25 protein-coding genes and 1 pseudogene are annotated in these 25,386 nt (G+C 64.9%); 12 read left to right on the forward strand and 14 right to left on the reverse strand.

Annotation, left to right across the window (positions count from 1 at the left end; all coding sequences use genetic code 11):
• Nucleotides 1-71: 71 nt before the first annotated feature.
• Nucleotides 72-1,271: an argininosuccinate synthase gene (locus ABZW16_RS06870; protein WP_354953021.1), complete on the reverse strand. Its 1,200-nt coding sequence runs from the start codon at nt 1,269-1,271 to the stop codon at nt 72-74.
• A gap of 221 nt (nt 1,272-1,492) precedes the next feature.
• Here ABZW16_RS06870 and ABZW16_RS06875 point away from each other — a divergent pair, with 221 nt between their 5' ends.
• Entirely contained in the window at nt 1,493-1,645 is a 153-nt protein-coding gene (locus tag ABZW16_RS06875) for a hypothetical protein (RefSeq protein WP_354953022.1), read from the forward strand.
• A 305-nt stretch (nt 1,646-1,950) separates the two neighbouring features.
• Here the strand turns inward: ABZW16_RS06875 and ABZW16_RS06880 are convergent.
• A pseudogene (locus ABZW16_RS06880) lies at nt 1,951-2,439 on the reverse strand (NAD-dependent epimerase/dehydratase family protein); the annotation flags it as partial.
• A gap of 172 nt (nt 2,440-2,611) precedes the next feature.
• Here ABZW16_RS06880 and ABZW16_RS06885 point away from each other — a divergent pair.
• Entirely contained in the window at nt 2,612-3,067 is a 456-nt protein-coding gene (locus ABZW16_RS06885) for a deaminase (protein WP_354953024.1), read from the forward strand.
• A gap of 417 nt (nt 3,068-3,484) precedes the next feature.
• Here ABZW16_RS06885 and ABZW16_RS06890 read toward each other — a convergent pair whose 3' ends face one another.
• The 7 genes from ABZW16_RS06890 to ABZW16_RS06920 form a co-directional block, all read right to left on the reverse strand.
• The gene (locus ABZW16_RS06890) at nt 3,485-3,997 is read right to left on the reverse strand and encodes an arginine repressor (protein WP_354953026.1); all 513 of its coding nucleotides are present in this window, start codon (nt 3,995-3,997) and stop codon (nt 3,485-3,487) included.
• A gap of 34 nt (nt 3,998-4,031) precedes the next feature.
• Nucleotides 4,032-4,991, reverse strand: coding sequence for an ornithine carbamoyltransferase (argF, locus tag ABZW16_RS06895; RefSeq protein ID WP_354953028.1), 960 nt, complete (start codon nt 4,989-4,991; stop codon nt 4,032-4,034).
• Between the two features lie 23 nt (nt 4,992-5,014).
• Entirely contained in the window at nt 5,015-6,229 is a 1,215-nt protein-coding gene (locus ABZW16_RS06900) for an acetylornithine transaminase (RefSeq protein ID WP_354953030.1), read from the reverse strand.
• The gene (argB, locus tag ABZW16_RS06905) at nt 6,229-7,161 is read right to left on the reverse strand and encodes an acetylglutamate kinase (RefSeq protein ID WP_354953032.1); all 933 of its coding nucleotides are present in this window, start codon (nt 7,159-7,161) and stop codon (nt 6,229-6,231) included. The genes ABZW16_RS06900 and argB overlap by 1 nt, the downstream gene beginning before the upstream one ends.
• Nucleotides 7,162-7,237: 76 nt before the next feature.
• Nucleotides 7,238-8,455 carry a bifunctional glutamate N-acetyltransferase/amino-acid acetyltransferase ArgJ gene (gene argJ, locus ABZW16_RS06910; protein WP_354953034.1) on the reverse strand — a complete coding sequence of 406 codons (1,218 nt, stop codon included), beginning with the start codon at nt 8,453-8,455 and terminating at the stop codon, nt 7,238-7,240.
• Entirely contained in the window at nt 8,452-9,510 is a 1,059-nt protein-coding gene (gene argC, locus ABZW16_RS06915; RefSeq protein ID WP_354953036.1) for an N-acetyl-gamma-glutamyl-phosphate reductase, read from the reverse strand. Before argC ends, argJ begins: the two co-directional genes overlap by 4 nt.
• 416 nt (nt 9,511-9,926) lie before the next feature.
• Nucleotides 9,927-10,700, reverse strand: a complete 774-nt coding sequence (locus ABZW16_RS06920) for a winged helix-turn-helix domain-containing protein (RefSeq protein ID WP_354953038.1) — start codon at nt 10,698-10,700, stop codon at nt 9,927-9,929.
• On the opposite strand from ABZW16_RS06920, the gene ABZW16_RS06925 reads away from it, so the two are divergent.
• The 5 genes from ABZW16_RS06925 to ABZW16_RS06945 all read left to right on the forward strand — a co-directional run bounded on the left by ABZW16_RS06925 (nt 10,699) and on the right by ABZW16_RS06945 (nt 14,382).
• Complete coding sequence (locus ABZW16_RS06925) at nt 10,699-11,361, forward strand: hypothetical protein (protein WP_354953040.1); 663 nt, start codon at nt 10,699-10,701, stop codon at nt 11,359-11,361. The two genes, ABZW16_RS06920 and ABZW16_RS06925, sit on opposite strands and share 2 nt — an antisense overlap.
• Nucleotides 11,361-12,140 carry an isocitrate lyase/phosphoenolpyruvate mutase family protein gene (locus ABZW16_RS06930; RefSeq protein WP_354953042.1) on the forward strand — a complete coding sequence of 260 codons (780 nt, stop codon included), beginning with the start codon at nt 11,361-11,363 and terminating at the stop codon, nt 12,138-12,140. The genes ABZW16_RS06925 and ABZW16_RS06930 overlap by 1 nt, the downstream gene beginning before the upstream one ends.
• A 99-nt stretch (nt 12,141-12,239) precedes the next feature.
• Complete coding sequence (locus ABZW16_RS06935; protein ID WP_354953044.1) at nt 12,240-12,809, forward strand: dihydrofolate reductase family protein; 570 nt, start codon at nt 12,240-12,242, stop codon at nt 12,807-12,809.
• 9 nt (nt 12,810-12,818) lie between these two features.
• Complete coding sequence (locus tag ABZW16_RS06940) at nt 12,819-13,160, forward strand: YciI family protein (protein WP_354953046.1); 342 nt, start codon at nt 12,819-12,821, stop codon at nt 13,158-13,160.
• 1 nt (nt 13,161) lies between these two features.
• Complete coding sequence (locus tag ABZW16_RS06945) at nt 13,162-14,382, forward strand: RNA polymerase sigma factor (RefSeq protein ID WP_354953048.1); 1,221 nt, start codon at nt 13,162-13,164, stop codon at nt 14,380-14,382.
• Nucleotides 14,383-15,199: 817 nt separating this feature from the next.
• On the opposite strand, the gene ABZW16_RS06950 is transcribed toward ABZW16_RS06945, so the two are convergent.
• The 3 genes from ABZW16_RS06950 to ABZW16_RS06960 form a co-directional block, all read right to left on the reverse strand.
• A complete protein-coding gene (locus ABZW16_RS06950) occupies nt 15,200-15,634 on the reverse strand; it encodes a hypothetical protein (protein WP_354953050.1) in 435 nt (144 codons plus the stop codon).
• Nucleotides 15,635-16,020: 386 nt separating this feature from the next.
• Nucleotides 16,021-19,419, reverse strand: a complete 3,399-nt coding sequence (locus ABZW16_RS06955) for an aminoglycoside phosphotransferase family protein (protein ID WP_354953052.1) — start codon at nt 19,417-19,419, stop codon at nt 16,021-16,023.
• 244 nt (nt 19,420-19,663) lie between these two features.
• Nucleotides 19,664-20,434, reverse strand: coding sequence for an SDR family oxidoreductase (locus ABZW16_RS06960; protein ID WP_354953054.1), 771 nt, complete (start codon nt 20,432-20,434; stop codon nt 19,664-19,666).
• A gap of 111 nt (nt 20,435-20,545) precedes the next feature.
• Here ABZW16_RS06960 and ABZW16_RS06965 point away from each other — a divergent pair, with 111 nt between their 5' ends.
• Nucleotides 20,546-21,448: a LysR family transcriptional regulator gene (locus ABZW16_RS06965; protein ID WP_354953056.1), complete on the forward strand. Its 903-nt coding sequence runs from the start codon at nt 20,546-20,548 to the stop codon at nt 21,446-21,448.
• A gap of 10 nt (nt 21,449-21,458) precedes the next feature.
• Here the strand turns inward: ABZW16_RS06965 and ABZW16_RS06970 are convergent, their stop codons facing one another.
• The gene (locus tag ABZW16_RS06970; RefSeq protein ID WP_354953058.1) at nt 21,459-21,881 is read right to left on the reverse strand and encodes an SDR family NAD(P)-dependent oxidoreductase; all 423 of its coding nucleotides are present in this window, start codon (nt 21,879-21,881) and stop codon (nt 21,459-21,461) included.
• Between the two features lie 227 nt (nt 21,882-22,108).
• On the opposite strand from ABZW16_RS06970, the gene ABZW16_RS06975 reads away from it, so the two are divergent.
• The 4 genes from ABZW16_RS06975 to ABZW16_RS06990 are packed head-to-tail and all read left to right on the forward strand — an operon-like array spanning nt 22,109 to nt 24,609.
• On the forward strand, nt 22,109-22,342 hold the full coding sequence (locus ABZW16_RS06975; RefSeq protein WP_354953059.1) for a hypothetical protein: 234 nt from the start codon (nt 22,109-22,111) through the stop codon (nt 22,340-22,342).
• The gene (locus tag ABZW16_RS06980) at nt 22,339-22,806 is read left to right on the forward strand and encodes a Clp protease N-terminal domain-containing protein (protein WP_354953061.1); all 468 of its coding nucleotides are present in this window, start codon (nt 22,339-22,341) and stop codon (nt 22,804-22,806) included. The genes ABZW16_RS06975 and ABZW16_RS06980 overlap by 4 nt, the downstream gene beginning before the upstream one ends.
• Before the next feature lie 34 nt (nt 22,807-22,840).
• Nucleotides 22,841-23,767, forward strand: coding sequence for an ABC transporter ATP-binding protein (locus ABZW16_RS06985; RefSeq protein ID WP_354953063.1), 927 nt, complete (start codon nt 22,841-22,843; stop codon nt 23,765-23,767).
• Nucleotides 23,764-24,609 carry an ABC transporter permease gene (locus ABZW16_RS06990; RefSeq protein WP_354953065.1) on the forward strand — a complete coding sequence of 282 codons (846 nt, stop codon included), beginning with the start codon at nt 23,764-23,766 and terminating at the stop codon, nt 24,607-24,609. Before ABZW16_RS06985 ends, ABZW16_RS06990 begins: the two co-directional genes overlap by 4 nt.
• Nucleotides 24,610-24,839: 230 nt before the next feature.
• Here ABZW16_RS06990 and ABZW16_RS06995 read toward each other — a convergent pair whose 3' ends face one another.
• Nucleotides 24,840-25,331, reverse strand: coding sequence for a pyridoxamine 5'-phosphate oxidase family protein (locus tag ABZW16_RS06995; RefSeq protein WP_354953067.1), 492 nt, complete (start codon nt 25,329-25,331; stop codon nt 24,840-24,842).
• Nucleotides 25,332-25,386 lie beyond the last annotated feature (55 nt).

A 25,386-nucleotide genomic window follows, 5' to 3' on the forward strand; every position in this document is an offset into this window, starting at 1 on the left:
CCGGCCGCCTACCCGGCTCGCAGAATGCATTTGGCCGATGTCACGCAGATCGGTGATATCGCGCTGCTGCGCTATCTGCCGCGACAGTCCGGCAGCGCGACCTTCGAGGACAGGCCGTGGATCTGCACGAAGCCCTTCGCCAGCGACTGGTCGAAGGTGTCGCCCTCGTCGTAGGTGGCCAGGTTGAAGTCGTAGAGCGACTGCTCGGAGCGGCGGCCGTTGACCACGACCGAACCGCCGTGCAGCACCATCCGGATCTCGCCGGTGACGTGCTCCTGGGTTTCGGCGACGAACGCGTCCAACGCGCGCTTGAGCGGAGAGAACCAGAGGCCGTCGTAGGCCAGCTCGCCCCAGCGCTGCTCGACCTGGCGCTTGTAGCGGCCCAGCTCGCGCTCGATGGTGACATTCTCGAGTGCCTGGTGCGCGGTGATCAGCGCGATGGCACCCGGGGCCTCGTAGATCTCGCGGCTCTTGATGCCGACGAGGCGGTCCTCGACCATATCGAGGCGGCCGACACCCTGACGTCCGGCGCGGTGGTTCAGTTCGACAATCGCCTCGAGCACGCTGACCGGGCGGCCGTCGATGGCGACCGGCACACCCTTGTCGAAAGTGACTATGAGTTCGTCCGGCGCTTCGAAGTTGACCGTCGGGTCCGAGGTGTAGTCGTAGACGTCCTTGGTCGGCGCGTTCCAGAGGTCCTCCAGGAAGCCGGTCTCCACCGCGCGACCCCACACGTTCTGGTCGATCGAGAACGGCGACTTCTTGGTGACATTGATCGGGAGCTGGTTCTCCTCGGCGAAGGCGATGGCCTTCTCCCGGGTCCAGGCATAGTCGCGGACCGGCGCGATCACATTCAGATCGGGGGCGAGCGCGCCGATGCCGACCTCGAAACGCACCTGGTCGTTGCCCTTACCGGTGCATCCGTGCGCGACCGTGCTCGCGCCGTGGAACTTGGCGGCCTCCACCAGATGCTTGACGATGAGCGGGCGGCTGATCGCCGACACCAGCGGGTACTGGCCCATGTACATCGCGTTGGCCTGGATGGTCGGCAGGCAGTACTCGTTGGCGAACTCGTCGCGCGCATCGACCACGATCGCCTCGACCGCACCGCAGTCCAGCGCGCGCTGGCGCACCACGTTCATATCCTCGCCGCCCTGGCCCAGATCGATGGCGACCGCCACGACCTCGGCGCCGGTCTCCTTGCCGATCCAGCTGATCGCAACGGAGGTATCGAGCCCACCGGAGTAGGCGAGTACGACGCGCTCGGACATGTCTATGTGCTCCTCGGTTTCGTGCTTGTCTGCAGGTCGTGCCCGTAGCGGCGGGCGGTGGGCGCGGCGCACGCCGAACGCGCCCATCGCACGTCAGGCGGCCCACACCGTCGTACAAATGATTATGCATGACGATGCAAGCCCATTCACACCCGGGTCCCGCTTGCGCCGTGCCCTACCCTTAGAACAACACCATCTGGGCGGGCAGAAGGATGTACGACATGCTGCACCTCATCGCAGGCGATTTCAGCACTCTCGGCAACGCCGTCCTCGACGTCGGCCGCGCCCTCGTCGACTTGATCCAGGACATCATCAACGTAGGCACCCCCGGCCACAGCTCGCCGGGCGGTGGCGGCCAATATCCCTTCGGCTGAGCCGGACGTCTTCCTGCCGGGCCGTCTTCATCGGCGGCTCGCATACCCACTCGTCTCGAGCGCTCGCTAGCCCGGAGACTCGATTGAGCGCGGTCCCTCGGTCAGGTCTTGTAGCAATCGAATCCGAGGCGTGCGCCCGGCCAGCGAAGGTCCAACACGATGAACGGCAACTCGGCTACTCCACTCGACCCGACGTACAAATCGGCAGACAAACCTCAGCACCTGCGGGATACGCTGGCCTCCATCGTCATCTCCATCCTTCGACGGCATCGCCAATGCACCCTACTGTTGGTGTGCTGGCGTGCTCAGCTCCGTTGTTGATGGAATCGCCATGCGTCGCGCACGATTTCGACGATGTCGGGCTTCTCCGGCGTCCATCCGAGTTCGCGTTGCGCCAGCTCGGATGAGGCGTAGAGGGTTGCGGGGTCACCTGGTCGCCGTGGTGCGTTCTCGATTTCGAATGGTGTTCCGGTGACCTCGCGAATCGCTTTGATTACTTGGAGATTCGAGAAGCCGATGCCGTTGCCGAGGTTGTAGATCTTGTGCTCGCCGGGGTGGATGGCGTCGAGGGCGAGCAGGTGTGCGCGGGCAAGGTCGGTGATGTGGATGTAGTCACGCACGCAGGTGCCGTCGGGGGTGGGGTAGTCGTCGCCGAACAGCGAGAATTTGTCGGCCCGGCCGATCGCGGCACCCAGGGCAAGCGGGATCAGGTGGGTTTCGGGGTCGTGACGTTCGCCGATCATTGTGCCGTCGCCGCAGTCGTGCGCGCCCGCGACATTGAAGTAGCGCAACGAGATAACTACAGATCGCGATCGGGCCTACACTCGTCGGCGACCCGCAGGCACCGCGGTTCACGAACCCAGCGACCTTCCCCGGCGGGTCCACGCGCAGGATGCATCTGCTCGACGTCACTCAAATCGGCGACGTCGCCCTGTTGCGCTACCAACCATCAAAGGAGACAGACCGGTGACCGAGTTCGACCACACTTACTGGATGAACCGGGCTATCGAGCTCGCCAAGCTGTGCCCGGTCGTAGAAGGTGCCTTCTCGGTCGGCGCCGTGATCGTTGCCGACGGCGAGGAGATCTCGACCGGCTATTCCCGCGAGACTGACGAGAAGGTGCACGCCGAAGAGTCCGCGCTCGACAAACTCGACGCAGACGATGCGCGGCTGAAGCGCGCAGCGATCTACAGCACGCTGGAGCCATGCTCGGAGCGGGCCACCAAAAACCGGGTGCCGTGCACCGATCGCATTCTGCAGGCCGGAATTCCAGTAGTCGTGATCGCCTGGCGTGAACCGTCGACATTCGTGGAGGATTGCATCGGTGTCGAGAAGTTGAAGGAGAACGGCGTCAGCGTGATCGAACTGCCGGAGCTGGCCGATGCTGCGATGTCGATGAATCGCCATCTCGACCTGTCGTAGCCGGTACGGCGTTAGTCCAGAGTTTCTCAGGCGGCGGTGGCCGGTATTTCTCACCGTCGGCCGCCATCTCCAGCTCATCGAGCATCCGCGCCAGAACGATTCGACCAAGCTCGCCGCGTGGTCGTAGGCCGACGAACACTGGCAGATCAAGGATTCGCAGCACCTTTACCACGTCATGGAGTGCTGGTGGGCGGGCTGCCCCGATACTGACAATGCTACGAATCGCGGTGGTGGACAGCTCGAGGATAGCTCCGAGATCCTGTTCTCGATGTGGATGTGCGAGCTCAGCAGATCCGAATGACGCTGGCCCGCAGGGTTTTCCGGACTCGCCCCAGCGGACCGAGGGGTGTACATCACGATACCCTCGGGGTGGTCATGACGACGGCAAGCGAGCAGAACGGCCGATCAAGAGACTACTCAGGCAAGTGCCTCGATTTTGGCGGCTAGTTCGGCGCCGGTGAGCGGTTCGCGGGCAATGACGGCGATGGTGTCGTCGCCTGCGATGGTGCCGACGATGAACGGCAAGGCCGCTCGGTCCAGGGCACTGGCCAGGTAGTGGGCGGCACCGGGCGGAGTGCGCAGCACTGCGATGTTTCCGCTGGCATCGGTGGACACCAAGAGATCGCCGAGCAGTTTGGAGAGGCGGTCGGTGCCGCCGGTGACGCCGCGGACGGGACTGCCGTCTTCGGGAACCACGTAGACGCCCGCACCGCCGTCGGCGGCGCGCAATTTCACGGCGCCGAGTTCATCGAGGTCACGGGAGAGGGTGGCCTGGGTGGTTTCGATGCCTTCGGCCGCGAGCAGGGCGGCCAGTTCGGTTTGGCTGCGGACCGCGTGCGCGGTCAGCAGTTCGATGATTCGGGACTGCCGACCGGCGCGGGTGCGGGCGATGGCGGGAGCGGACTTACCGGCGTCGGGTTGGACGGTCATGACCACGCCTCGCCGCTGCGTCTCGCGCGTGCGCTCACTGCGCCTCACCTCGCTTGGCCAGCAACCACACCAGCAGCGCCTTCTGCGCGTGCAGCCGATTCTCCGCCTCGTCCCACACCACACTGTGCGGTCCGTCGATCACGTCGTCGGTGATCTCCTCGCCGCGGTGCGCCGGAAGGCAGTGCAGCACAACGACATCCGGCTGGGCCCTGGTCAGCAGGTCGGCATTGAGCTGGAAGGGACGGAAGGGGCCGACGCGGTCGAGGCCGTCGTTTTCCTGGCCCATGGACGTCCAGGTGTCGGTAACGAGGGCGTCCGCACCGTCCGCAGCTGCGACCGGATCGCCGGTGAGCGTGATGGTGGCGCCGGTCTCGGCGGCACGCTTGCGCGCGGCCTCCAGAATCCACGGCAGCGGCTCGAAACCTGCTGGGGCGGCGATGGTTACATTCAACCCCGCGGTCACGCCGCCGAGCAGCAGCGAATGCGACATATTGTTCGCGCCGTCACCGAAATAGGCGAGGTTGCGGCCGGTCAGGCTGCCCTTGCGCTCGACGAGGGTCTGCAGATCGGCGAGCACCTGGCAGGGGTGGAATTCATTGGACAGCGCGTTCACGACCGGAACCGTTGCGGTGAAGGCCATTTCGTCCAGGCGCACCTGTTCGAAGGTCCGCCACACGATCGCGTCGACGTAGCGCGAGAGCACCTTGCCGGTATCGCCGAGGGTCTCTTCACGGCCGAGCTGGGTGTCGCGGCCGTCGACCACCACCGCATGCCCGCCCAGCTGAGCAATGCCCATTTCGAAGGAAAAGCGCGTGCGGGTGGAGTTCTTCTCGAAGATCACGCCGACTCCGCGCGGCCCTGCCAGTGGTTGGTGGGCGAACGGATCCTTCTTCAGTTCCGCTGCGAGTGCGAGGATTTCGGCCTGTTCGGTGGGCGTCACATCATCGTCGCGCAGGAAGTGGCGAATAGCCGTCTCCTGACCGCCACCCCTCATGGAATCGCTCCGCGATGCTGTATTCATTTGTCCCCCTTGGCATCGGCGATCGCCCCGTCGAGGATATCGGGCAGATCGGCGACGAAATTGTCGGACTGCGTCTCGGTGAGCACCAATGGCGGCGCGAGCCGAATGATATTGGGCTTGGGCGCATTCACCAGATAGCCCGCCTCGCGAGCCCGATTCTCCACCTCGGCCGAGACATCGTCGTTCAGTACGATGCCGAGCAGCAGACCGGCGCCGCGCACATGATCGATCAGCGGATGCTCGAGCATTTCGATGCCATCGCTGAGCCGCTTGCCGACCGATTCGACGTGCGCGAGCAGATCGGTCTCATCGATGGTCCGCAAGACAGCCAAAGCCGCTGCGGCACAGACGGCATTGCCGCCGAAGGTGGTGCCGTGCAGACCCGGGGTCAGTAGGTCGGCGGCCGGTCCGGTGGCCAGCACCGCACCGATCGGCAGCCCGCCACCGAGTCCCTTGGCGAGGGTGATCACATCCGGCACGATGCCGAATGCCTGGTGCGCGTAGAACTTTCCGCACCGCCCGATACCGGTCTGCACCTCGTCGAGCACCAGCAGCGCGCCGTGGCGCGCGGTGATCTCGCGGGCCTTCACCAGATAGTCGATGGGCGGCACGACAACGCCGCTCTCTCCCATGATCGGCTCGAGGAATACCGCCGCGGTGTCCTCGTCCACGACCGCCGCGAGGGCCTCGGCATCACCGTAGGGCACGTGCACGACACCGGGCGGCATCGGCTCGAACGGCGTGCGCTTGGCGGGCTGCCCGGTGAGTGCGAGCGCGCCCATGGTCCGGCCATGGAAGGCCTCATCGGTCGCGATGATCTTGCGCCGCCCGGTCAGCCGCGCCATCTTGAAGGCCGCCTCAATGGCCTCGGTGCCGGAATTGCAGAAGAACGCGCGGCCGTGGCCGTCGCCGAATTCGCCGTCGCCGAAGTGCGCGAGCAGCCGCTCGGCCAGTTCGATGACCGGTGCGTTGGCGTAGATATTCGAGGTGTGCCCGAGCGTGCCGAGCTGCTGGGTGACCGCTTCCAGAATCGCCGGATGGGCATGGCCGAGGCTATTGACCGCGATACCACCGAGGAAATCGACGTAGCGCTTGCCGTCCGCGTCATAGACCACCGCGCCCGCACCGCGCACCAGCGCGACCTTTGGCGTCGAATAGTTCTTCATCAGCGCGGCAGACCACCGCTCTTGCAATTCTGCTGTGTCGCTCATCATTTCGTTCCGTTCAGTGTGTCCGCCGCGCTCATGGGGAGCGGGGCGGGCGTCACCATCGTTCCGATTCCTTCTCCGGTGAACAGTTCCAACAGCACCGAATGCGAGACCCGACCGTCGATGACATGCGCGGTCGGCACCCCACCCTGCACGGCGCGCAGGCAGGCCTCCATCTTGGGCACCATGCCCGCATCCAGGCGCGGGAGCAACCCGGCCAATTCGGCCGTATCGATGCACGAGGTAAGCGACGATCGGTCCGGCCAGTTCGTGTACAGGCCCTCGACGTCGGTCAATATCACCAGCTTCTCCGCGCCGATCGCCTCGGCGAGTGCGGCGGCGGCGGTATCCGCATTGATGTTGTGCACCACACCATCGGCGTCCGGTGCGATGGTCGAGACCACCGGAATGCGGCCCGCGCCGATGAGGTCGAGCACCGCATCGGCATTCACCTCGGTGACATCGCCGACCAGACCGATATCGGTCGCCTCGCCGTCGACATCGACGGTGCGCCGGGTCGCGGTGAACAGCCGCGCGTCCTCACCGGAGATGCCGACCGCGTACGGACCGTGCGCATTGATCAGCCCGACCAGCTCCCGGCCGACCTGACCGAACAGCACCATCCGCACCACATCCATCACCTCGGGTGTGGTGACGCGGAAGCCGCCGCGGAATTCGCCTTGCAGACCCAGCTTTTTCAGCATCGCGCTGATCTGCGGTCCGCCGCCGTGCACCACCACCGGATGCACCCCGACGGTGCGCAGGAATGCCATATCGGCGGCGAAGGCCTGTTTGAGGTCCGCGTCGACCATCGCATTGCCGCCGTATTTGACGACCACGATCTTGTCGCGGAACTTCTGCAGCCACGGCAGCGCATCGGCGAGGACGTGCGCCTTGTCCAATGCCGAAAGGTCCTGCACCGCATCGCTGGTCATGGCTTCGCCTCGCTGGCGCTCAGCTCCGCCATGCCAGCGAAGCCGGCTGTGTTGATTGTTCGCTCGCTGCGCTCGCTCATGAGCTATAGGCCGAATTCTCTTCGACATAGCCGTGCGACAGGTCGGTGGTCCGCACGGTGGCGGTGCCGGCACCGACATTCAGTTCGATCCGCACCTCGATATCGGCGCCGGACAGATCGACCTCGCGCGCACCGGGCGCGCCGACGCTGTCGACGCAGACCGGATTTCCATTGAACGACACCGAGATCCGGTTCGGATCCAGGGTGACCGGGGCGATACCGACGGCGGCGAGCACCCGACCCCAGTTGGGGTCGGAGCCGAAGAGCGCGGTCTTGACCAGACTGTCGCGGGCGACGGCGCGCGCCGCGATCAGGGCCTCGTCCTCGGAGGCCGCACCGGCGACGGTGATCAGCACCCGCTTGGTCACGCCCTCCGCATCGGCCATCAGCTGTGCGGCCAGATCGTCGCACACCGCGAGTACCGCCGCGTCCAGTTCCTCCTGCGCCGGTGCGACCTCGCTGGCGCCGTTGGCGAGCAGCAGCACGGTGTCATTGGTGGAGCAGGAGCCGTCGACGTCGAGCCGGTCGAAGGTGAGCCGAGTCGCGTTGCGCAGCGCGCGATCCAACTGTTCGGCGCTTGCGGCGGCATCGGTGGTGAGCACCACGAGCATGGTCGCCAGCGAGGGCGCGAGCATGCCAGCGCCCTTGGCCATACCGCCGACATTCCATTTGTCGCGGTGGTGGAACGCCGCTTCCTTGGGCACGGTATCGGTGGTCATGATGGCGTGTGCCGCATCGAGCCCGCCGGACATGCCGCCGCCCATCTCGTGCACGATTTCGGTGACGGCCGGAATCACCTTGTCCATCGGCAGTCGGTCGCCGATCAAACCGGTTGAGCAGACCGCGATTTCGCCCGCGCCGGTCTCGGTACCCCAATTGCTCAGCGCCGTGGCCAGTTCCTCGGCGGTCTGGTGGGTGTCCTGGAAGCCGCCCGGACCGGTACAGGCATTGGCCCCACCGGAATTCAGGATCACCGCGCGCAACCGGCCGCCGCTGAGCACCTGCTGCGACCACAGCACCGGTGCGGCCTTCACCTGGTTGCGGGTGAACACGCCAGCGGCCGCATATTCCGGACCCTCGTTGAATACCAATGCCAGATCGGGTTTTCCGCTGGCCTTGATGCCCGCGGCGATGCCCGCCGCCCGGAAGCCGAGCGGCGCGGTTACGCCCTGGGTCCGGACCAGCTTGCCGGTCTCGGTTTGGAACGTCGTCACGGTGCCACTCCTACGGTGGAAAGTCCTGCGGTCTCGTCGAATCCGACCGCCAGATTCATGGATTGGACCGCGGCGCCCGCGGTGCCCTTGGTGAGGTTGTCGATCGCACCGATCACCACCAGCTGCCCGGCATCGGCATCCACCGCGACCTGCAGGGTGACGGCGTTGGAGCCGACCACCGAACCTGTCTGCGGCAGTGTGCCTTCCGGCAGCAGATGCACGAATGGTTCTTCGGCGTAGGCCTTTTCATAAACCGCCCGTGCCTGCTCGGCATCGACCTTGGTCGGGGCGGTGCACGTCGCGAGAATGCCCCGCGGCATCGGCGCCAGCACCGGGGTGAACGATACGGCGACGTCGATGCCACCCGCGGCCTTCAGATTCTGCGCGATCTCCGGGGTGTGCCGATGCGCGCCCGCAATGCCGTATGCCCGTGCCGAACCCATGACCTCCGAGCCGAGCAGGCCGACGTCGAGTTTGCGGCCCGCGCCCGAAGTACCGCTCACCGCAACCACATTCACCGTCGGCTCGACGATTCCGGCCGCGATCGCCGGTGCCAGCGCGAGGCTGGCGACCGTGGGATAGCAACCGGGCACGGCGATCCGGGTCGCGCCACGGAGCCGGTCGCGTCCGCCGGGCAGTTCCGGCAGCCCGTACGGCCAGCTGCCCGCGTAGGGACTGCCGTAGTACTTCTCCCATGCGGACGCATCGGTCAGCCGGAAGTCGGCACCGCAGTCGATGATCACCGTGGACGCCGGTAGCTGCTGCGCGATGGCGGCGGACTGCCCATGGGGCAGGCCGAGGAAGACGATGTCGTGACCGGCCAGCTCGTCGACCGTGGTCGGCGCGAGCACGCGATCGGCGAGCGGCAGCAGATGCGGCTGGAGCTCCCCCAGCGTGCTGCCCGCATTCGATCCGGCGGTCAGCGCCCCGATGACGAGGCGCCCGTCGCGGTAGGCCGGATGGCCCAGCAACAGACGCAGCACCTCACCACCGGCGTATCCACTCGCACCGGCCACCGCAACCCGCAAGACCGGGTTGCCCGACGAATCAACCATGTGATGATTATGCACGATTATGCAAGCCCATTCATGAACCGGGTACCGCATCGCCCGGCCGGACCCTGGTCACCAGGTCGTTCGGTTCCTGCCCGTGCCGTGATACCCGGGATGAAGCCGGTTCAATCGCATTGATGAGATTCGGCACACACTCCAACCGGGCGGACGGTGAGCAGAGAGCTCAGCACCATGCGGCGCGAGATCATGGGCGACCGCGCCGGGGAAGGGCAGGCGCTCCGACGTGCAGCCGGGCAGACACTCGCGTGGTGGCGATCAGAGTCTGGGCCAGCTCCCTATCCCATCGGGGACCGGTGCTCGTCACGATCTGGGCCACCATAGGCTGGCCGGTCGCGACATAGCGCACGGGTTGGACGCGCTCCCGAGCCGAGGAGGTCCGTGCGGGACGAAGCATTCCGTCAAGCAACTGACGCGGGATCGATGCCGAGCGCCTCGAACAGGCCGGTTTCACCCTTCGGTGTGAGGCGCACGGCACGGCCGGATCCAACGCGCCGCACCCAATCCAGTGCCTGCAACCGGCGGCACAGCTGGGCTCCGGCGGCGCCGCCGAGGTGGGTGCGGCGTTCCGTCCAGTCGAGACAGGGGCGCGCGACCGGACGGCGCGTCGCGTGCAGTGTCGTCGCTTCGACGCCCATCGGTCCGGTGAGCCATGCCGCCCCGGCCTCGGTGAGGGCGAAGCCGCCTTCGTCGTCGAGCAGGTCGCGTTCGATCATCGCGTCGGCAATGGCGACGCCGAGTCGGCCCGCGAGGTGGTCGTAGCAGGTTCGGCCACGGGCCAGAGCCGCGGCGGCGGTGGACGCGCGCAGCGTCGTCGGCTCGGGGTGTGACGGCTCCAGGTGGGTGACCATCGTCTCCAACAGCTCGGCCACCTGCGGGCTCGCCAACTGCACGTACCGGTGCCTGCCTTGACGGCGTTCGACGAGCAGACCCCCGTCGAGCAGCCGGTTCAGATGCTCGGTCGCGGTGGACGGCGCGACTCCGGCATATCGCGCCAGTTCCCCGGCCGTCCAGGCGCGGCCGTCGACCAGGGCCAGGCACATATCGGCGCGGGTGCGATCGGCCAGCAGGGTGGCCAGTCCCGCCAGTTCGGTTCCTCGGGTCTGCACCACACCATGATCGCGCCGGATCATTTCGGCGGCCACCGAAACGTCAGGGGGATACCGTCGCGGCATGAATCTGATCACCGAGCCCGATCGGGTGCGGGAGGTTTTGACCGGCGCACCGATGCCCGCGGTACCGCGGAGCGCGCAAGCTGTCGGCATCGGCTGGCTGCGTGCCCATGTCGCCCGATTCTGCGATGGGGTCGACCATGATCGACGGCGCGCGCTGGTCGTCGCGGAATTGGCTCGATTGTCGCCCGAGGTGCTGCGCGAACGGGTCCGCACGGTCGAGGGCGACCTTCCCCATGTCCGAGTGCTGGCGGAAGCCCTTGGGATTCCGGACATCTCGGTATCGGCAGTCGCGATTGCCGCCGCGCACTACCAGCCCCATGAACCCGACAGCGCCGAGGCGGACCGGGCCGTCGCCGAGTTGGTGGCCGCCTGCGGCGGGGTGGCCGACGAGCGCGCGGCCGCTCGGATCGGTCTGCTGATCCAGGCTTGTCAGGCGACGGGGGCGCTGGTGGACAACGCGCGGCGGTTCGAAGGCACCGCGGACGAGGTCATCGCACGCACCATGATCGAGGATCCGCCGGTGCGCCGCACTCGACGGGTTGTCGACGAGGAGTTGGTCGAAGTCGATCTCACGGGCCTGGGATTCGGCGCAGGGCCGCATATATGCCCCGGTCGCGACCATGCCATCGCCATTGCCGCCGGAATCATCGAGAGGTCCTGATGAACAAGACGAAGACTTTCCACGACCTGCACCACCGTGCCGAACCGCTGGTGCTGCCCAATGCCTGGGACTTCGGCTCGGCTGCGGTGCTGGCCGCCGAGGGGTTCTCGGCAATCGGCACCACTAGTCTCGGCGTCGCGGTGGCGGCCGGGCTCGCCGACGGTACCGGTATCACACGCGATGAAACACTCGCGCTGGCAACGAGACTCGCGCGTTTGCCGCTGCCGGTTACCGTGGATATCGAGGGTGGATTCAGCGAGGACCCCGAGACGGTCGCCGAATACGTCACGCAGCTTGCCGCTTTGGGCATTGCCGGGGTGAATCTCGAAGACGGGCGCGCGGATACGGCGCTGGCCGATGCCGGGCACCAGGCAGAGTTGATCGCCGCGATCAAATCCCGTGTGCCCGAGTTGTTCGTCAATGCCCGGGTCGATACGTATTGGCTACAGCTGGAACAGGATTCGACGCTGGCCCGTGCCGAGACCTACCTGCAGGCCGGTGCCGATGGAATCTTTGTGCCCGGTGTGACGGATCCGGCGGAGATCACCCGGATCGTCGCGGCGGTGCCGTTGCCCATCAACATGCTGTACTCGGTGGCCGGACCGTCGATCGCGGAGCTCGCGGCATTGGGTGTGCGGCGGATCAGCACGGGATCGCTGCTGTATCGGGCGGCGCTGGCCGGGATCGTCGATATCGCGCGGGCAGTACGCGACGGCAGGGCCATTCCTTCGGGCATCCCGACCTACCGCGAAGTCCAGGCCATCACGGGCTCGGAATAATTCGTTCGAAGAAATTCTGTCGATGATGTCGATTCGGCGAGGAGCAGTTCGTGTAGGAGGTGAAGCCGGTAACGGACCGGCCAGCCGAAAGGACTTCCCATGAGCAAGATCACCGCGGTCGAGAACATCACCCTGGACGGTGTCATGCAGGCCCCCGGCGGGGCCGACGAAGACACCCGGGACGGGTTCCGCTACGGCGGCTGGGCGCATCGCTATCACGATTCCGTGCAGGCCAGGGCGATGGGCGAACATATGTCGACCCATCACGGTGGGCTCCTGTTCGGGCGGCGGACGTACGAGGACTTCTACGGTTTTTGGCCGCATCAAACCGACAATCCGTTCACCGAGGTACTGAACAAGGCCGAGAAGTTCGTCGCATCCCGGACCCTGACCGAGCCGCTGCCCTGGCAGAACTCCACCCTGCTCGGCGACGATGTCGTGGGCGCGGTATCTACGTTGGAGCAGGATCTCGTGGTGCTCGGCAGTGGCAATCTGATGCAAACATTGATGCGTCACGATCTGGTCGACGAGTATCTGTTGCTGATCCACCCGATCGTGGTCGGCGGCGGGCATCGCCTGTTCGATGGGGTCGACCTCGGCGACCTGCGACTCATCGACAGCGTCACGACCACCACCGGCGTGGTGATCGCCACCTATCAGCGGGGATGAGGAGGAGCCATGAAGCAGTACCTGCTCACCATCTATCAGCCCGGCGAAGAGCCGCCGCCGGACAATCTCGACGAGATCATGCGCGATCTGGCGGCGCTCAACGACGAGATGCGTACCGCCGGCGCCTGGGTTTTCGCCGCGGGCCTGCATGCGCCGAGCACCGCCACCGTGCTCCGGGCCAAGGATGGCGATGTCCTTGTTACAGACGGCCCTTACGTCGAAAGTAAGGAGCACATCGGCGGTTTCACCGTCATCCAGGCGGCCGATCTGGACGAGGCGCTGTACTGGGGCAAGAGAATGGCCGCCGTGCTCACCCTGCCGGTCGAGGTCCGGCCGGTCGCCGATCACTGAGATGGTCACCTCCGCCACCATCGAGGCCGTGTTCACCGAACACTACGGCCGCGCCGTCGCCAGCCTGATCCGCGTCTTCGGCGATATCACCATCGCCGAAGACGCGGTACAGGACGCGTTCACCGCCGCCGTACAACGCTGGCCGACCGACGGAGTCCCGCCCAGCCCACCCGGTTGGATCATCACCACCGCACGCAACCGAGCCATCGATCGCTTGCGGCGTGAGGCATCTCGCGATGACCGGCACGCCCAGACCGCACTCCTGCACGCCGATGACGAACCGTCCGATTCCGGTGCGGTGCAGGATGATCGGCTCCGCCTCATCTTCACCTGCTGCCACCCCGCACTATCACTCAATGCCCAGGTCGCGCTCACCCTGCGGCTGCTCGGCGGGCTGACCACCCCCGAAATCGCCCACGCCTTCCTCACTTCCGAGTCGACCATGGCCCAGCGACTCGTCCGAGCCAAGGGCAAGATCCGTGACGCGCGAATTCCCTACCGAGTTCCCCGCGATGCGGACCTGCCCACTCGGCTACCCGGAGTACTCGCCGTCACCTACCTCATTTTCACCGAGGGTCACACGGCCAGCTCCGGCGATCGGCTCGTGCGAACCGACCTGTGCACCGAGGCAATCCGCTTGGGGCGCTTACTCATCGAGCTCATGCCCGATGAGCCGGAGGTGCGCGGACTGCTCGCACTGATGTTGCTCACCGAATCACGCCGCCCCGCCCGCACCGCACCCGATGGTTCGCTGGTGCCACTGCCGGAACAAGATCGTCACCGCTGGGATCGCACCCTCATCGCGGAAGGCCACGCACTCGTCCGAGAATGCCTGCGCCGCAACCAACCCGGCCCCTACCAGATCCAGGCAGCCATCAACGCGGTTCACGCGGACGCCCCCGACGCGAAATCCACCGACTGGCAACAGATCCTATGCCTCTACGACCAATTGACCGCGGTAGCACCGAGCCCAGTGGTAGCACTGAACCGAGCAGTAGCCGTCGCCGAGCTCATCGGCCCAGCCGCCGCACTCGCCCTACTAGACGAGATCGACCTACCGAATCACCATCTGTACCACGCGATCCGCGCCGACCTCCTACGCCGACTCGGTCGCAACACAGCGGCCATCCACGCCTACGACACCGCCATCACCTACGCCACCAATACCGCCGAAAAGACCTTCCTCCAGCGCAGACGCAATGACCTCGCCTCCGCGAACTAGGTCGACTCCGGACCTTCCGGTTGCACGGGTTTGCCGGTGCTCCAGAAGGTTTGGCGCGGATATGGATCAGGTGAGGCGGCCTCCGCCGTCGATGTGCAGGGTGGTGCCCGTCAGGAATGGGCTGGTCAGGGCTAACTTATCTGCACGTTCCCGTCCAAAAGGATCTCAGCCCGATCGTGGATGAAGCGGGCGGTCCCCTGCACAGTAGAAGACACCAGCCTGACCAACTGTCCATGCGCGGGCTTCAACGCTAAACCACACTAGATCGAGATCGTCTGCCCGGCAGCAGAGATCATCAGCCCAGCCGCCGTGATTTACCAGGCCTGTGTAACCCCGGTTTCCAACCCGCTAAACGAGCTCTCGCATCAAATCGCTTTACGGCCTGCCGAGCCACGGCGCAACCGTCAATCCGAACCCGATCAGACGAGCGCACCCGAAGGATCCGGGAGAAGAGCACCAATCGCCCAGTAATTGACCAAGCACACACGTTCGCCGAGTGTCCGGGAGCAGCAAAGGCGAGTGCTCTCCGGAGCGCTCGCCTTTGCGGGTGGCTGATGCGTCAGCTACGTCGATGTGTGACATTCCAGGACTGCCACCGCAAGTAGCGAAAAGTCTCGGACCGCGCCAAGCGCAACCGCCTTCGGCTGCGGTGCAATGTGAACTGGACGAGGAAGCTTCGCGAGTCAAACGCGGTGGCAGCTACGGATCGGAGCGCAGTGTGGTCGTCAGTCGTGGGCGCGAGGGCTGCGTGTGCCTGCACTCTTATGCCAGGTTTGACCACTCCGTTAGAGGCTTTCTGGCGATGCCAGAAGGTTGGCTACCTAGCGATGAAGTCGACAGCAGTTTCCACATTCCCTGGCTGCATTCCAGCATCTGTCAGCACCTTGAAATCGCATCGACTGCGTAGCTTGTACCATCTTCCTCGATCAATTTGAATGCTCGAATGGAGGAGGTAATCGGGCGGAATATCTTGATGATTGTCGGAGTAACCCGCGATCCCATCTATAGTTGTACGGCAATTCATGCTGCCGTACACGACACTTTGAGTCGCGGGCAGAAGCTTCAAGGACCATGCAAACATGTTCGCGCTGTAGTTCACCTGGCCGGTGAACCTCGCGACATTGTTCTGGTACTCCCGGTATGACGAACTTGCCGTGAATTCCAGATCGGCCGGATTGGGTGCCGCAGCAGCAGGACCCGAAATACAGAAAGCCGCGGCAGCCGCGAGAGCCACCACAAACGAATATTTCATTATCTCTACTGCCCACGAAAGGCGCGATTTACAACCAGTCTATTCTTACTGCGCGCATAGTATGGGAGTCTTGCTGGGCGAATTCAAACTCGACCTCGACGTTATCACCTATCGAGATGTCGTCGAAATTCCTCCCACGTAATGAGTCCAACCCGAACCAGATGTGGTCTCCAGTGGAGGACTCAACGATTCCCGTGGCGCGCTTGCTATTCCAGCGCCAAATTTTCCCCCGTGTAGTGAGTACTCCCTCATCCCCATGCATGTTGAGAGGCTATCGCGCTGATGACGTCAGTGCAACCACTTTCCCGAGGCCTGGCGAGCAGTGTATCCGCCTCGTCTCCGCGAACTAGTGTGGCGAACAACGGATCACGATTCGGACAAACACGTCAGCGCCAAGACCTCAGCGCTATCTCGACCAGCCCGGGGTCGATCGCTTCGTCCTGCCCCCAGATCACTCGCGCCGCTTCCAGTTTGCCGACCAGACTGGCAATCAGCGCCCCCGCCGCTTGGGCTGTGACGTGCCCTTCAGCCAATACCTTGGCATAGCGAACCGAGTCGACAATAACGGATTTGACCCGCTCATGATTCAAGTAGGTTTGCAGGTCACGCCGCCATGAACCCTGCGCGGCCACCGGCTCGGCAGCTGCCCATGCGGTCAGGAACGTATCGAGCTCATCCGGCAGGTAGGTCATTTTATGCAGATGGGTGGCCACGTCGTACAACGGGTCACCGAATAGCGCAAGCTCCCAATCGATGAATACGACCGCGTGTTCGCGAATGATCATGTTCTTCCGATGCACATCGGCATGCAACAGCCGAAATGGTCTCGGCTCGAGTGTGTTCCACGCATCGACGACATCGTCGAGCGGTCTAGCGGGCACGCCGAGACGGGCATACAGCGCACCGAACGCCGCACTGTTCTCACGGTGCACTCGGCTGGTGATATTCGACAGTTGCCGCGCGAACGCAACCGGATCCTCCGCTCGCCCTGTCGAACTCGGCGGCAGCAGTTCGGGCGGTATTCGGCGCAGATCCGCGAACAGTGTCGCGACGTCGCCCTGTACATGTACAGGAACAGCCGTACCGCGTGGCGCGATCCGGTCCAGCACTTCGCCCTCGACGTACTCGTGGATCTGGTACGCAGGTTCCGCGGACTCCCAGCGCAGGCGCGGCGCGGCGGGGACGAACGGCTCGATGGTGCGCAATACCGCCGCCTCGGGCCATATCCGCAGATCCATCACGTCGGCCCCGTCGACCGGTACCCGTACATTCACCACGCCCATGGCGCCATCGACGCGAACATTGTGGTTGTAGTACCCCGCCGACGAATCGGTTCGCACAACCGCCTCACGGTAGTAGGTGTCGGCATTGATGCCCAGTATCCGCGCGATCAACTGCTGGGCGCCCAAGTCCAGATTCCGATCCGGGGTCGGCGGCCGCGTCCGCAGGCGGGCCTGTGCAGCCGCCAGGGCGATATCGGGCTCGATCCATCCGAACAGAGCGAGCACCACTCGTGCGACCAGAACCAATCCCGGGTATACATTCGCCGCTTCCAGTTCGGTCACTGCCCATCGGACGCTCTCGACGGCCTCGCCGCGCAAACCTCGCCGCGCGCACACAGCGGCGCGGAACAACTCCGCCCGCGCCCGACCGGAACGGTAACCGGCCCGCTCCAAGATCTCACAGGCATCGGTCAGTGCGCGGTCGGCCGCGTCCGGATCGCCGAGTGAGAGTTCGGCCAAACCAAGTGCGGTGTAAGCCTTTCCGAGCTCGTGCAGCGCACCGAGCTCGCGCTGCTCGGCAATCGCCGTACCGGCGGCGGCAATGGCCCGTGCCGGATCGGTCAAAGCCAATAGCTCGGCCAGGTTGGTCGCGACATTGGCCTGTCCGACAACGCTCCCGGCTGCACGGTAGTGCGCATCCGCCTCGGCCAAATACCTTGCGGCCGTTTCGGTATCGAACGACAAGCGGTAGGTGAGATGCCGCAACCGAGCCACATCTCCAAGAAAGTCGCGATCATCATCGTCGGCCGATTCGACCAGTTCGTCGCACAATTCCAGCGCTCGAGCGAAACGTCCCTGGCACATATGCAGATCCGCCGCCCACTGCCCGGCATGCAATCGCGTTCGCCCCGAGCCGCGTGCCCACACGTTCGAATAGATCGACAGTGCTTCGTCCGTCGCACCGAGTATGCGGCGCGCATTCGCCGCCGCGAGCGCGAGACGTTCCGCGACCGGACCGGTTCGGGCCAGGTCGACGTGGCGGGTCAAGCGGTCGGCCTGCTTCGCATCGCCCAACAGAACCGCTGCCTCGGCCTCGAGGCACCGGGTGAGTTCGGAAAGCTCCGCCATATCTGCCAGGGTGTCATGCGGCTGGTCCAGGAAGCTATGCAAATCGCTGAGGACCCCGTCGATCCCCTGATTTCCGCCCGCGGCTTCGATCCGGTCGACGTACTCCAGCAGGGCAACGGCATTGAGAATTCCAGCTCGGACACCGTGGTAGCCCGCCTCGCGCAGCGCCGACACCCGACCGCCCGGCCTTTCCGCGCGAGCCCGCCACAGGTAGTGCAGCGTAGCGTGCAAAACCGACCGCACATCGGCGTCCAGTCGGTGCCGCAATGCTGTGACCATCAATTGGTGCAGTTGATACCGCTCGCCCTCACCGCCCTCGTCCGCGGCGTGCACAAAGGAGTACGCGATCAGCGACTTCCACGCGGCGAGATGGCCAGGGAGCCCGAATTGGCCTGCGATACCGGTGAATATCTCGAGATCGAATGTGCGCGGCAAGCTCAGCAGTTCTAGCGTCCGAACTTCGTCCGGCCGCACATGCTGCAGAAACCGTTCCAAGATCGCTTCGGGTGAGACCAGAGCCGCTACCGACGCCCCCTCGATCCGACTCCGCGCATCGATCGCCAGATGCAGATAGAACGGGACCCCGGCGCTCGACACCGCGATCGCCTCGCGCTCCTCCGCGTCATCGACACCGGAGGAGTCCAACAATTCGTACCGTGCGGCCATCGGCAGGTCGTCGACCTGTACCGAATGCACTCGTGCGGCCCATTCGGGATCGTATCGCTCCCACCCGAGCGGCTCCCGACTCGCGATGACGACGAGCCCGGTGTTCAACTGTGCCACGACATCTCGCAGCCAGGCATCCGAAGCCGCGACCTTGCCCTCGCGATCGACACCTCCCATCAGCGCTTCATATGCGTCCAGGAAGACGACATACGGTTTCTTACCCGACGTTGCGGCCTTCAGATCCTCCGCGAAGAGATACGACACCGCGGCTTCCAGATTGCCGAGGCTCAGTTGATCGAGCTCCTGCAGGATCGGGTCGTGGCGGATTCGGTGGGTGCGAACCGCGCGCCGGGCACCCAATTCCAACAGCCGAGACGCCGTACCGAAAACCGGAATTCCGGTGGCGTCGTTGAGGATTTCGGTCAGTACCTCACTGTGTTCGGCCAATGCCAGCTCCGACGTCAGCCGCAGATGAGGATGTAGGCGCTGCCACAGCACCGCGCAGGCGATATCGAATCGATGGAACTTGACCTTCTGTGCGCCGAACTGCGTCCGCAGCACCGCCAAACCGTCGGCTGCCTGGCGCTGACTCGGCACCTGCAGATCCAGTACCGCCGCCGGATGCCGCTTTGCGACCCGCGAACGCAGCTCCGCAACCAGACGCGATTTGCCGATGCCACCGACGCCGCTCAGCAGCAGAACCCGGGGCTGGTCCACGGATCCGACGAGCAACTCGTCGAAAGTCGCCAGAACAGTTTCCCGATCCACGAATGGTCGCCGAGTAGCCCCCGGCTGAAATCGCGCGGACAACACCATCTTTGCGTTCCCCCTCGCATTGAGCACTGCCTAGATTCTGTCAGACAGCGGCAGGGCTTGTGGCACGAGCGGTAGGAGGGTCACCAAGCGCTGCGTTATGCGGGCCGCGGGCAACTGAGGCGAGAGCGCCGATGCCGAGTGCCATGACGCCTCGCCCTCGAAATGCCGACGGAACGAACGGGATCGGGGCCGTGATTCAGGTGAGGCGGCCTCCGCCGTCGATGTGCAGGGTGGTGCCCGTCAGGAATGGGTTGGTCAGGGCTAGGAGAGCGGCTGCTGATATGTCGGACGGGTGGCCTACGCGGCGGGCGGGGTTGACGGTGGCGACATCGGTGAAGAACTGGTTCTTGGCGGTGCCCATTTTGTCCCAGGCGCCGGAATCGACGATGCCTGGGGAGAGGGCGTTGACCCGGATGGGGGCGAGTTCTACGGCTAGGGCTTCGGCGAGGAAGCTGACGGCGCCGTTGGTGGTGGCCATGACCGTGCGTTCGGGGGCGGGGCGCCAAGCGGCGACGCCGGAGAACAGGAGGATTGCTCCGCCGGTGCGGATTTGCGGGGCGAAGTGTTTGGCGAGTAGAAGCGGGCCGATGACCTTGGCGTCGAATGCCCTGGTGATCGCGGTTCGATCCAGCTGCGCGACCGGACCATTGGCATGTGCGGCGGCCACCGATACCAGGTAGTCCAGGTCACCGGTCTGTTCGGCGAGCATGCGGATCGAATCTTCATCGGTCAGGTCGACCGTTGCGCCGAACACCCGTTCGGCGATGGTCGCCTCGTCGGTGCCCGGTGTGACCCCGGCTAGGTGGTCATCGGCAATTCGGGCAACCGCGGCACTGATCGCCTTCGGATCCCGGCCAGCGATTACGACGTGTGCACCCGCGATCAGGGCGTCTGCGGCGATCTGTTGCCCGATCCCGGAACCTCCCCCGATGACGAGCAGCTTCTTCCCATTCAGCACAGCTGACATGCCTTGCCTCCTCGGTAGTTGTTTGCCTTTCACCGAGATCGAACGTGCTCCGGTATCGTCGCAATCCCGTCGCACCATGAATCTTTTCTCTGATTTCGATAGAATCACCGAATGGCAACACTGCGCGCCCTGGAATGCCTTGTCGCCGTATTGGATTACGGATCGGTGACCGAAGCCGCGGCGCGCCTGCACATGTCGCAGCCCGCCCTGTCGCATCAGATCGCGGCCCTGGAACGCGAGATCGGCACGCCGGTGGTGCAGCGACTGCCGCGCGGGGTACGCCCAACCGCGGCCGGTCGCGCGATCGTCGCGGACGCACGGGCCGCGCTGGCCGCCGCCGAGCGTGTCATTGCGACCGGCCGGGCCGTCGCCGCGGGCACCGAGGGACAACTGCGCATCGGCTGCGCGGAGAGCATGACCGCCGCGCTGTTGGCACCGGTCCTGCGCACCTGGCATCGGCGGCATCCGGGTATCCAGCTCGCACTGACGGAACTGTCGAGCGCCGACGCCCTTGCCGAACTGGCGGCATCGGGTCGGGTGGATATCGCGATCGGTCCCGAACCGACGCACTGGGACGGACATCTCGACATCATCGGCGAGGAAGAAATCGTCGCCGCCCTGCCAGCCACCGAACGGCCCAGCACCACAATGACTTTCGCACGGATCGCGGAGCATCCGATCGTGCACTACCACCCCGACAACGGCCTCGGCGCCTGGCTCGACGAGATCGCCGCCCAATACGGCGTCACCCTGACCGCCGCGACCCGCACCCGTCAGGCCACCACCGCGGCACAACTGGCAGCCGCCGGACTCGGCATCGCCCTGGTTCCCACCACCGCCGTGACCGCCACCTTCGCCGGCGCGGTAGCCAGCTTGAAACCACGGCTCACCCGCGCCGTCGTCGCCCTGACCACAACCCCGAACGACCCGCTCGCACAACGCTTCACAGCAGACCTGATCCGCCGCGGCATCCCGGTTCCGACATCGATCGCAACCCAGCTCACCACGCACTGAGACGCCGGGCCTACCAGCTCTGGTCGGCGGCACGCACGAGCATTTCGTTGACAGCTACACGTCGGGGTCGGCCGACCATGTAGGTGACCGCGTCGGCGATATCCTCGGGCACGAGCCGCTCGATGGAATTGATCTGGGACTGAACACTTTCGAGTAGTTCGGCTCGGGTGTGGGAGACCAGGTCGGTGGCGACGTTGCCGGGCTCGATCACCCCGACCCGCACGCGCCTGGGTTGCAGTTCCTGCCGGAGCGCTTCGCTGAACGCGTTGACGCCGAACTTGGTGAGGTGGTAGACGGCGGTCCCGGGCCGAGCCACCCGGCCCGCGGTCGAGCTGATGTTGACGATGTCGGCGACCTGACGTGGTCCGGCGCCGACGGACTCCCCCAGATGATTGATTCCAGGGGTGCGGTTGGCGGCTGCGCCGTGCACCACATGGTGGATGGTTGTCGATGGCGATGCCAGATGTGTCAGTTTCCGTGTGAAAGTCGTTGCTGGGGAACCATATTCGATGTGAAGAGCGGGCGAGGGTCGAAGGTCGAGGTTATGAGCAATGACATCGAAACTCCTTCGCCACTCGCCGAGATCGGCGACACCTCACACTCGCATGCGATAAGCAACATTCGTTGACTAACCAGATTTAGTCAACTACGGTTGCTCTTATGGCTGACGAAGAGCGCCAACATACCCCGGATCCAGCCGATCACTTGGCCGCGGTCGCAGCGCTACGGCGACTGGCGGACCAATTGGAAGACGCCGCTGTCGAGCAGGCCATGCGGGCGGGCTGGAGTTGGCCGCAGGTCGCGGAGGCGCTCGGTGTCACGCGCCAAGCGGTGCACAAGAAACATGCCAAGCGGCTCATTGCCGCTGGCGTCACGCTGAGGAGGCGTCAATGACCAGCTTCGACAAGTACTTTCACGCGATCATCACCGGTGGCGCCGAACAAGCCCAGGAGATGGGATCGGCGACGATCGAAGCGCAGCACCTACTGCTGGCCATCGCCGCCGAGCGCGATCCCGGCACCGAACAGATCCTGTCCGCGGTCGGGCTCGATCATCACGGCATCCGCGACGCGCTGGACCGGGAGTACGAGCACAGCCTGCGCGTGGGCGGCGTATCACTCGCCGAGTTCGAACTGCTGCCGGTCGATCCCCGCGTGGAGCGTCCGCAACAGATGGGTGCGTCGGCCAAACTAGCGCTCGACCGCACGTTCACCTCGGTCGGCAAGAAGGACGTACGGCCGGCACATCTGCTCTTCGGGATCATGAAGGCCGAGGTCGGCACGGTACCCAGGGCACTCACACTGGCCGGGATCGACATGGCCGACCTGCGCGCACGCATCCAGCGAACACTCTCCTGAGCCGAGCCATGATCACGGCATTGAAAGGTAAACGATGAAGACGAGTGAAGTCGTCGTTAATGTGGAGGGCCTGCGCATGCGCTACGGCGCCACCGATGTCCTGCACGAGGTGAGTTTCCGGGCGTATCGGGGCGAAGTGCTCTGCCTGCTCGGTCCGAACGGCGCGGGCAAGACCACCACCATCGAAATCATGGAGGGGTTCCGGATGCGGTCGGCGGGCCGGGTCGAGGTAGCCGGGGCCGATCCGGCGCACGGCGGCGAGGACTGGCGGGCGCGGATCGGGATCGTCCTGCAGTCCTGGCGTGATCACGGTAAATGGCGCGTACGGGAACTCCTGGAACACCTCGGCAGGTACTACGCCGCCTATACCACCGAGTCGGTCGAAAGGCCCTGGAACGCTGAGGAACTCATCGCGGCGGTCGGCCTGACCGAACAGGCGGATCACAAAGTGAAAATGCTCTCCGGCGGACAGCGACGCCGATTGGATGTGGCGATCGGGCTGGTGGGCCGGCCCGAGGTGGCATTCCTCGATGAGCCGACGGCCGGGCTCGATCCGGTGGCCCGGCGCGCCTTCCACAAGCTCATCGACGACCTCGCCGCCGAGGGCGCTACCACCATCATGCTCACCACTCACGATCTGGCCGAAGCCGAGAAGCTCGCCGACCGCATCCTGGTGCTCGACAATGGACGCATTATCGCCGACGGCACCGCAGCCGAACTCGCCAGGCAGATCGCCGGCACCGACGAGGTGCGCTGGGATCGCGACGGACAGAGCTTCCAGCAGTCGACCCCGGATGCGACCGGATTCACCTTCGAGCTGTTCCAGCGGTTCGGCCGCGAGATCGAGAACCTCGAGGTCCGCCGGGCTTCGCTGGAGGACACCTATCTCTCACTCGTGCATCAGTCCGAATCCGAAACGCACGCAATGGATACCCCCGAAACGAAGCTGGTGGCCCGATGAGCCCTACCGCGATGGCGTTGCGCTCCGGATGGTCGCGCGGACTGATCGAACTGCGGCAGTCATTCACCAATGCCGAGGAACTGTTCAGCCATTTCCTCTGGCCCGTCTTGATGGTGACCACCCTGTTCTTCCTGCGCGACGTATCCTTCGGGCAGACCGGGTTCTTCCTCGGTGCGCTGGCGCTGCCGAGCGTTCTCGGCATGAATGCCGCGATGTCCATGGTCAGCATGAGCCAGCAGCTCACCGCCGACCGGGAGGACGGAACTCTTCTGCGCGCCAAGGCGACACCGCACGGCATGGTGGGCTATCTACTCGGCAAGATCGTGTCGGTATCCGGTGGATTGATCGCGGACTTGGCGATTTTCCTGATACCCGCGCTGTTCATCATCTCCGGTCTGGCGACCGGCGACGTGCGCTCCTGGCTGACCCTTGCCTGGGTGCTCACGCTCGGACTGGTGGCGACGCTGCCGATCGGCGCCGTCCTGGGGTCGGTATTCACCAGCGCACGCAGCCAGGGTCTGCTCACCCTGCCGATCCTGGGCGTGATCGCGATTTCCGGGATCTTCTATCCGATTACGGCACTGCCGGAATGGGTTCAGTGGATCGCCCAGGCGTTTCCGATCTACTGGCTCGGCCTCGGCATGCGGTCGGCGCTGCTGCCCGCCAGCACGGTGACGGTCGAGATCGGCGATTCCTGGCGACACCTGGAAACCCTTGGGGTGCTCAGTATTTGGGCTGTGGTCGGACTACTCCTCGCGCCGATCGTGCTGCGCCGGATGGCACGGCGTGAGTCCGGATCCAGTGTGGCGGCGCGCCGCGAGAAGGTGCTGCAGCGAAACTGACCGCGCGCGTACAGCATACGATCGCCGCCCGGGTTCGGTTCACCATCAACGCATTTCGTTCACCTCACCAAATGGTGGATGGTTGTCGATGGCGGTCTGTTTCCGTGTGAAAGTTGTTGCCGGGCACACGACTCCCATTCTTCGAACTGCTTATCGAGGAATGGGAGTCGTGGCTAGCCCATCTCGCGCGGCTTCGGCGCAGTGCGGCGACGACTGAAGCCGCCGACCGCTCAGTGCTTGCGCACCACTCGCTCCCCCTGCCCCGGCTTCCAGATGGTGATGTCCAGGTGATCGTCGATGACCTCGACGGTGGAGGCGCTGGTCAGGTCCGCGATATAGAAGTGGTCGAATTCTTGGTCGCGGATATCGAGCCCGATCTCGTCGAACACTTGCTGCGCGAACCGGCCGTACACCTGCTTGTCCGGAAGGTCGACGACCGTGCCGAACAGCTTCGCGTCACCATCGCCGACCTGGGTGTCCACCGTGGCGGTGTGCAGGCAGAACCGAGGGTCGCGAGCGAGGTCCTTGAACTTGGTTGTGTTCGGCATACCCACGATCACCAGCATCCCCTCGAAAATCCGCGGTTCGACCGGGCTGATGCGGGGGAAGCCGTCCGAGCGCAGGGTTGCGAGCATGCAGAGATTGCCGGTGGCCTTGTGCCGACGAGTGAACACGGTCGCGATGTGTGGCGCTTCTTCGGTGAACTGGCTCCATGTGGTCATGGAATAAGACGGTACGAGCCAAACCTGACATCTTCTGTCAGGTTTTATGGCTAAT

The sequence above is a fragment of the Nocardia sp. NPDC004604 genome, from assembly GCF_040609795.1.
Lineage (GTDB): Bacteria > Actinomycetota > Actinomycetes > Mycobacteriales > Mycobacteriaceae > Nocardia.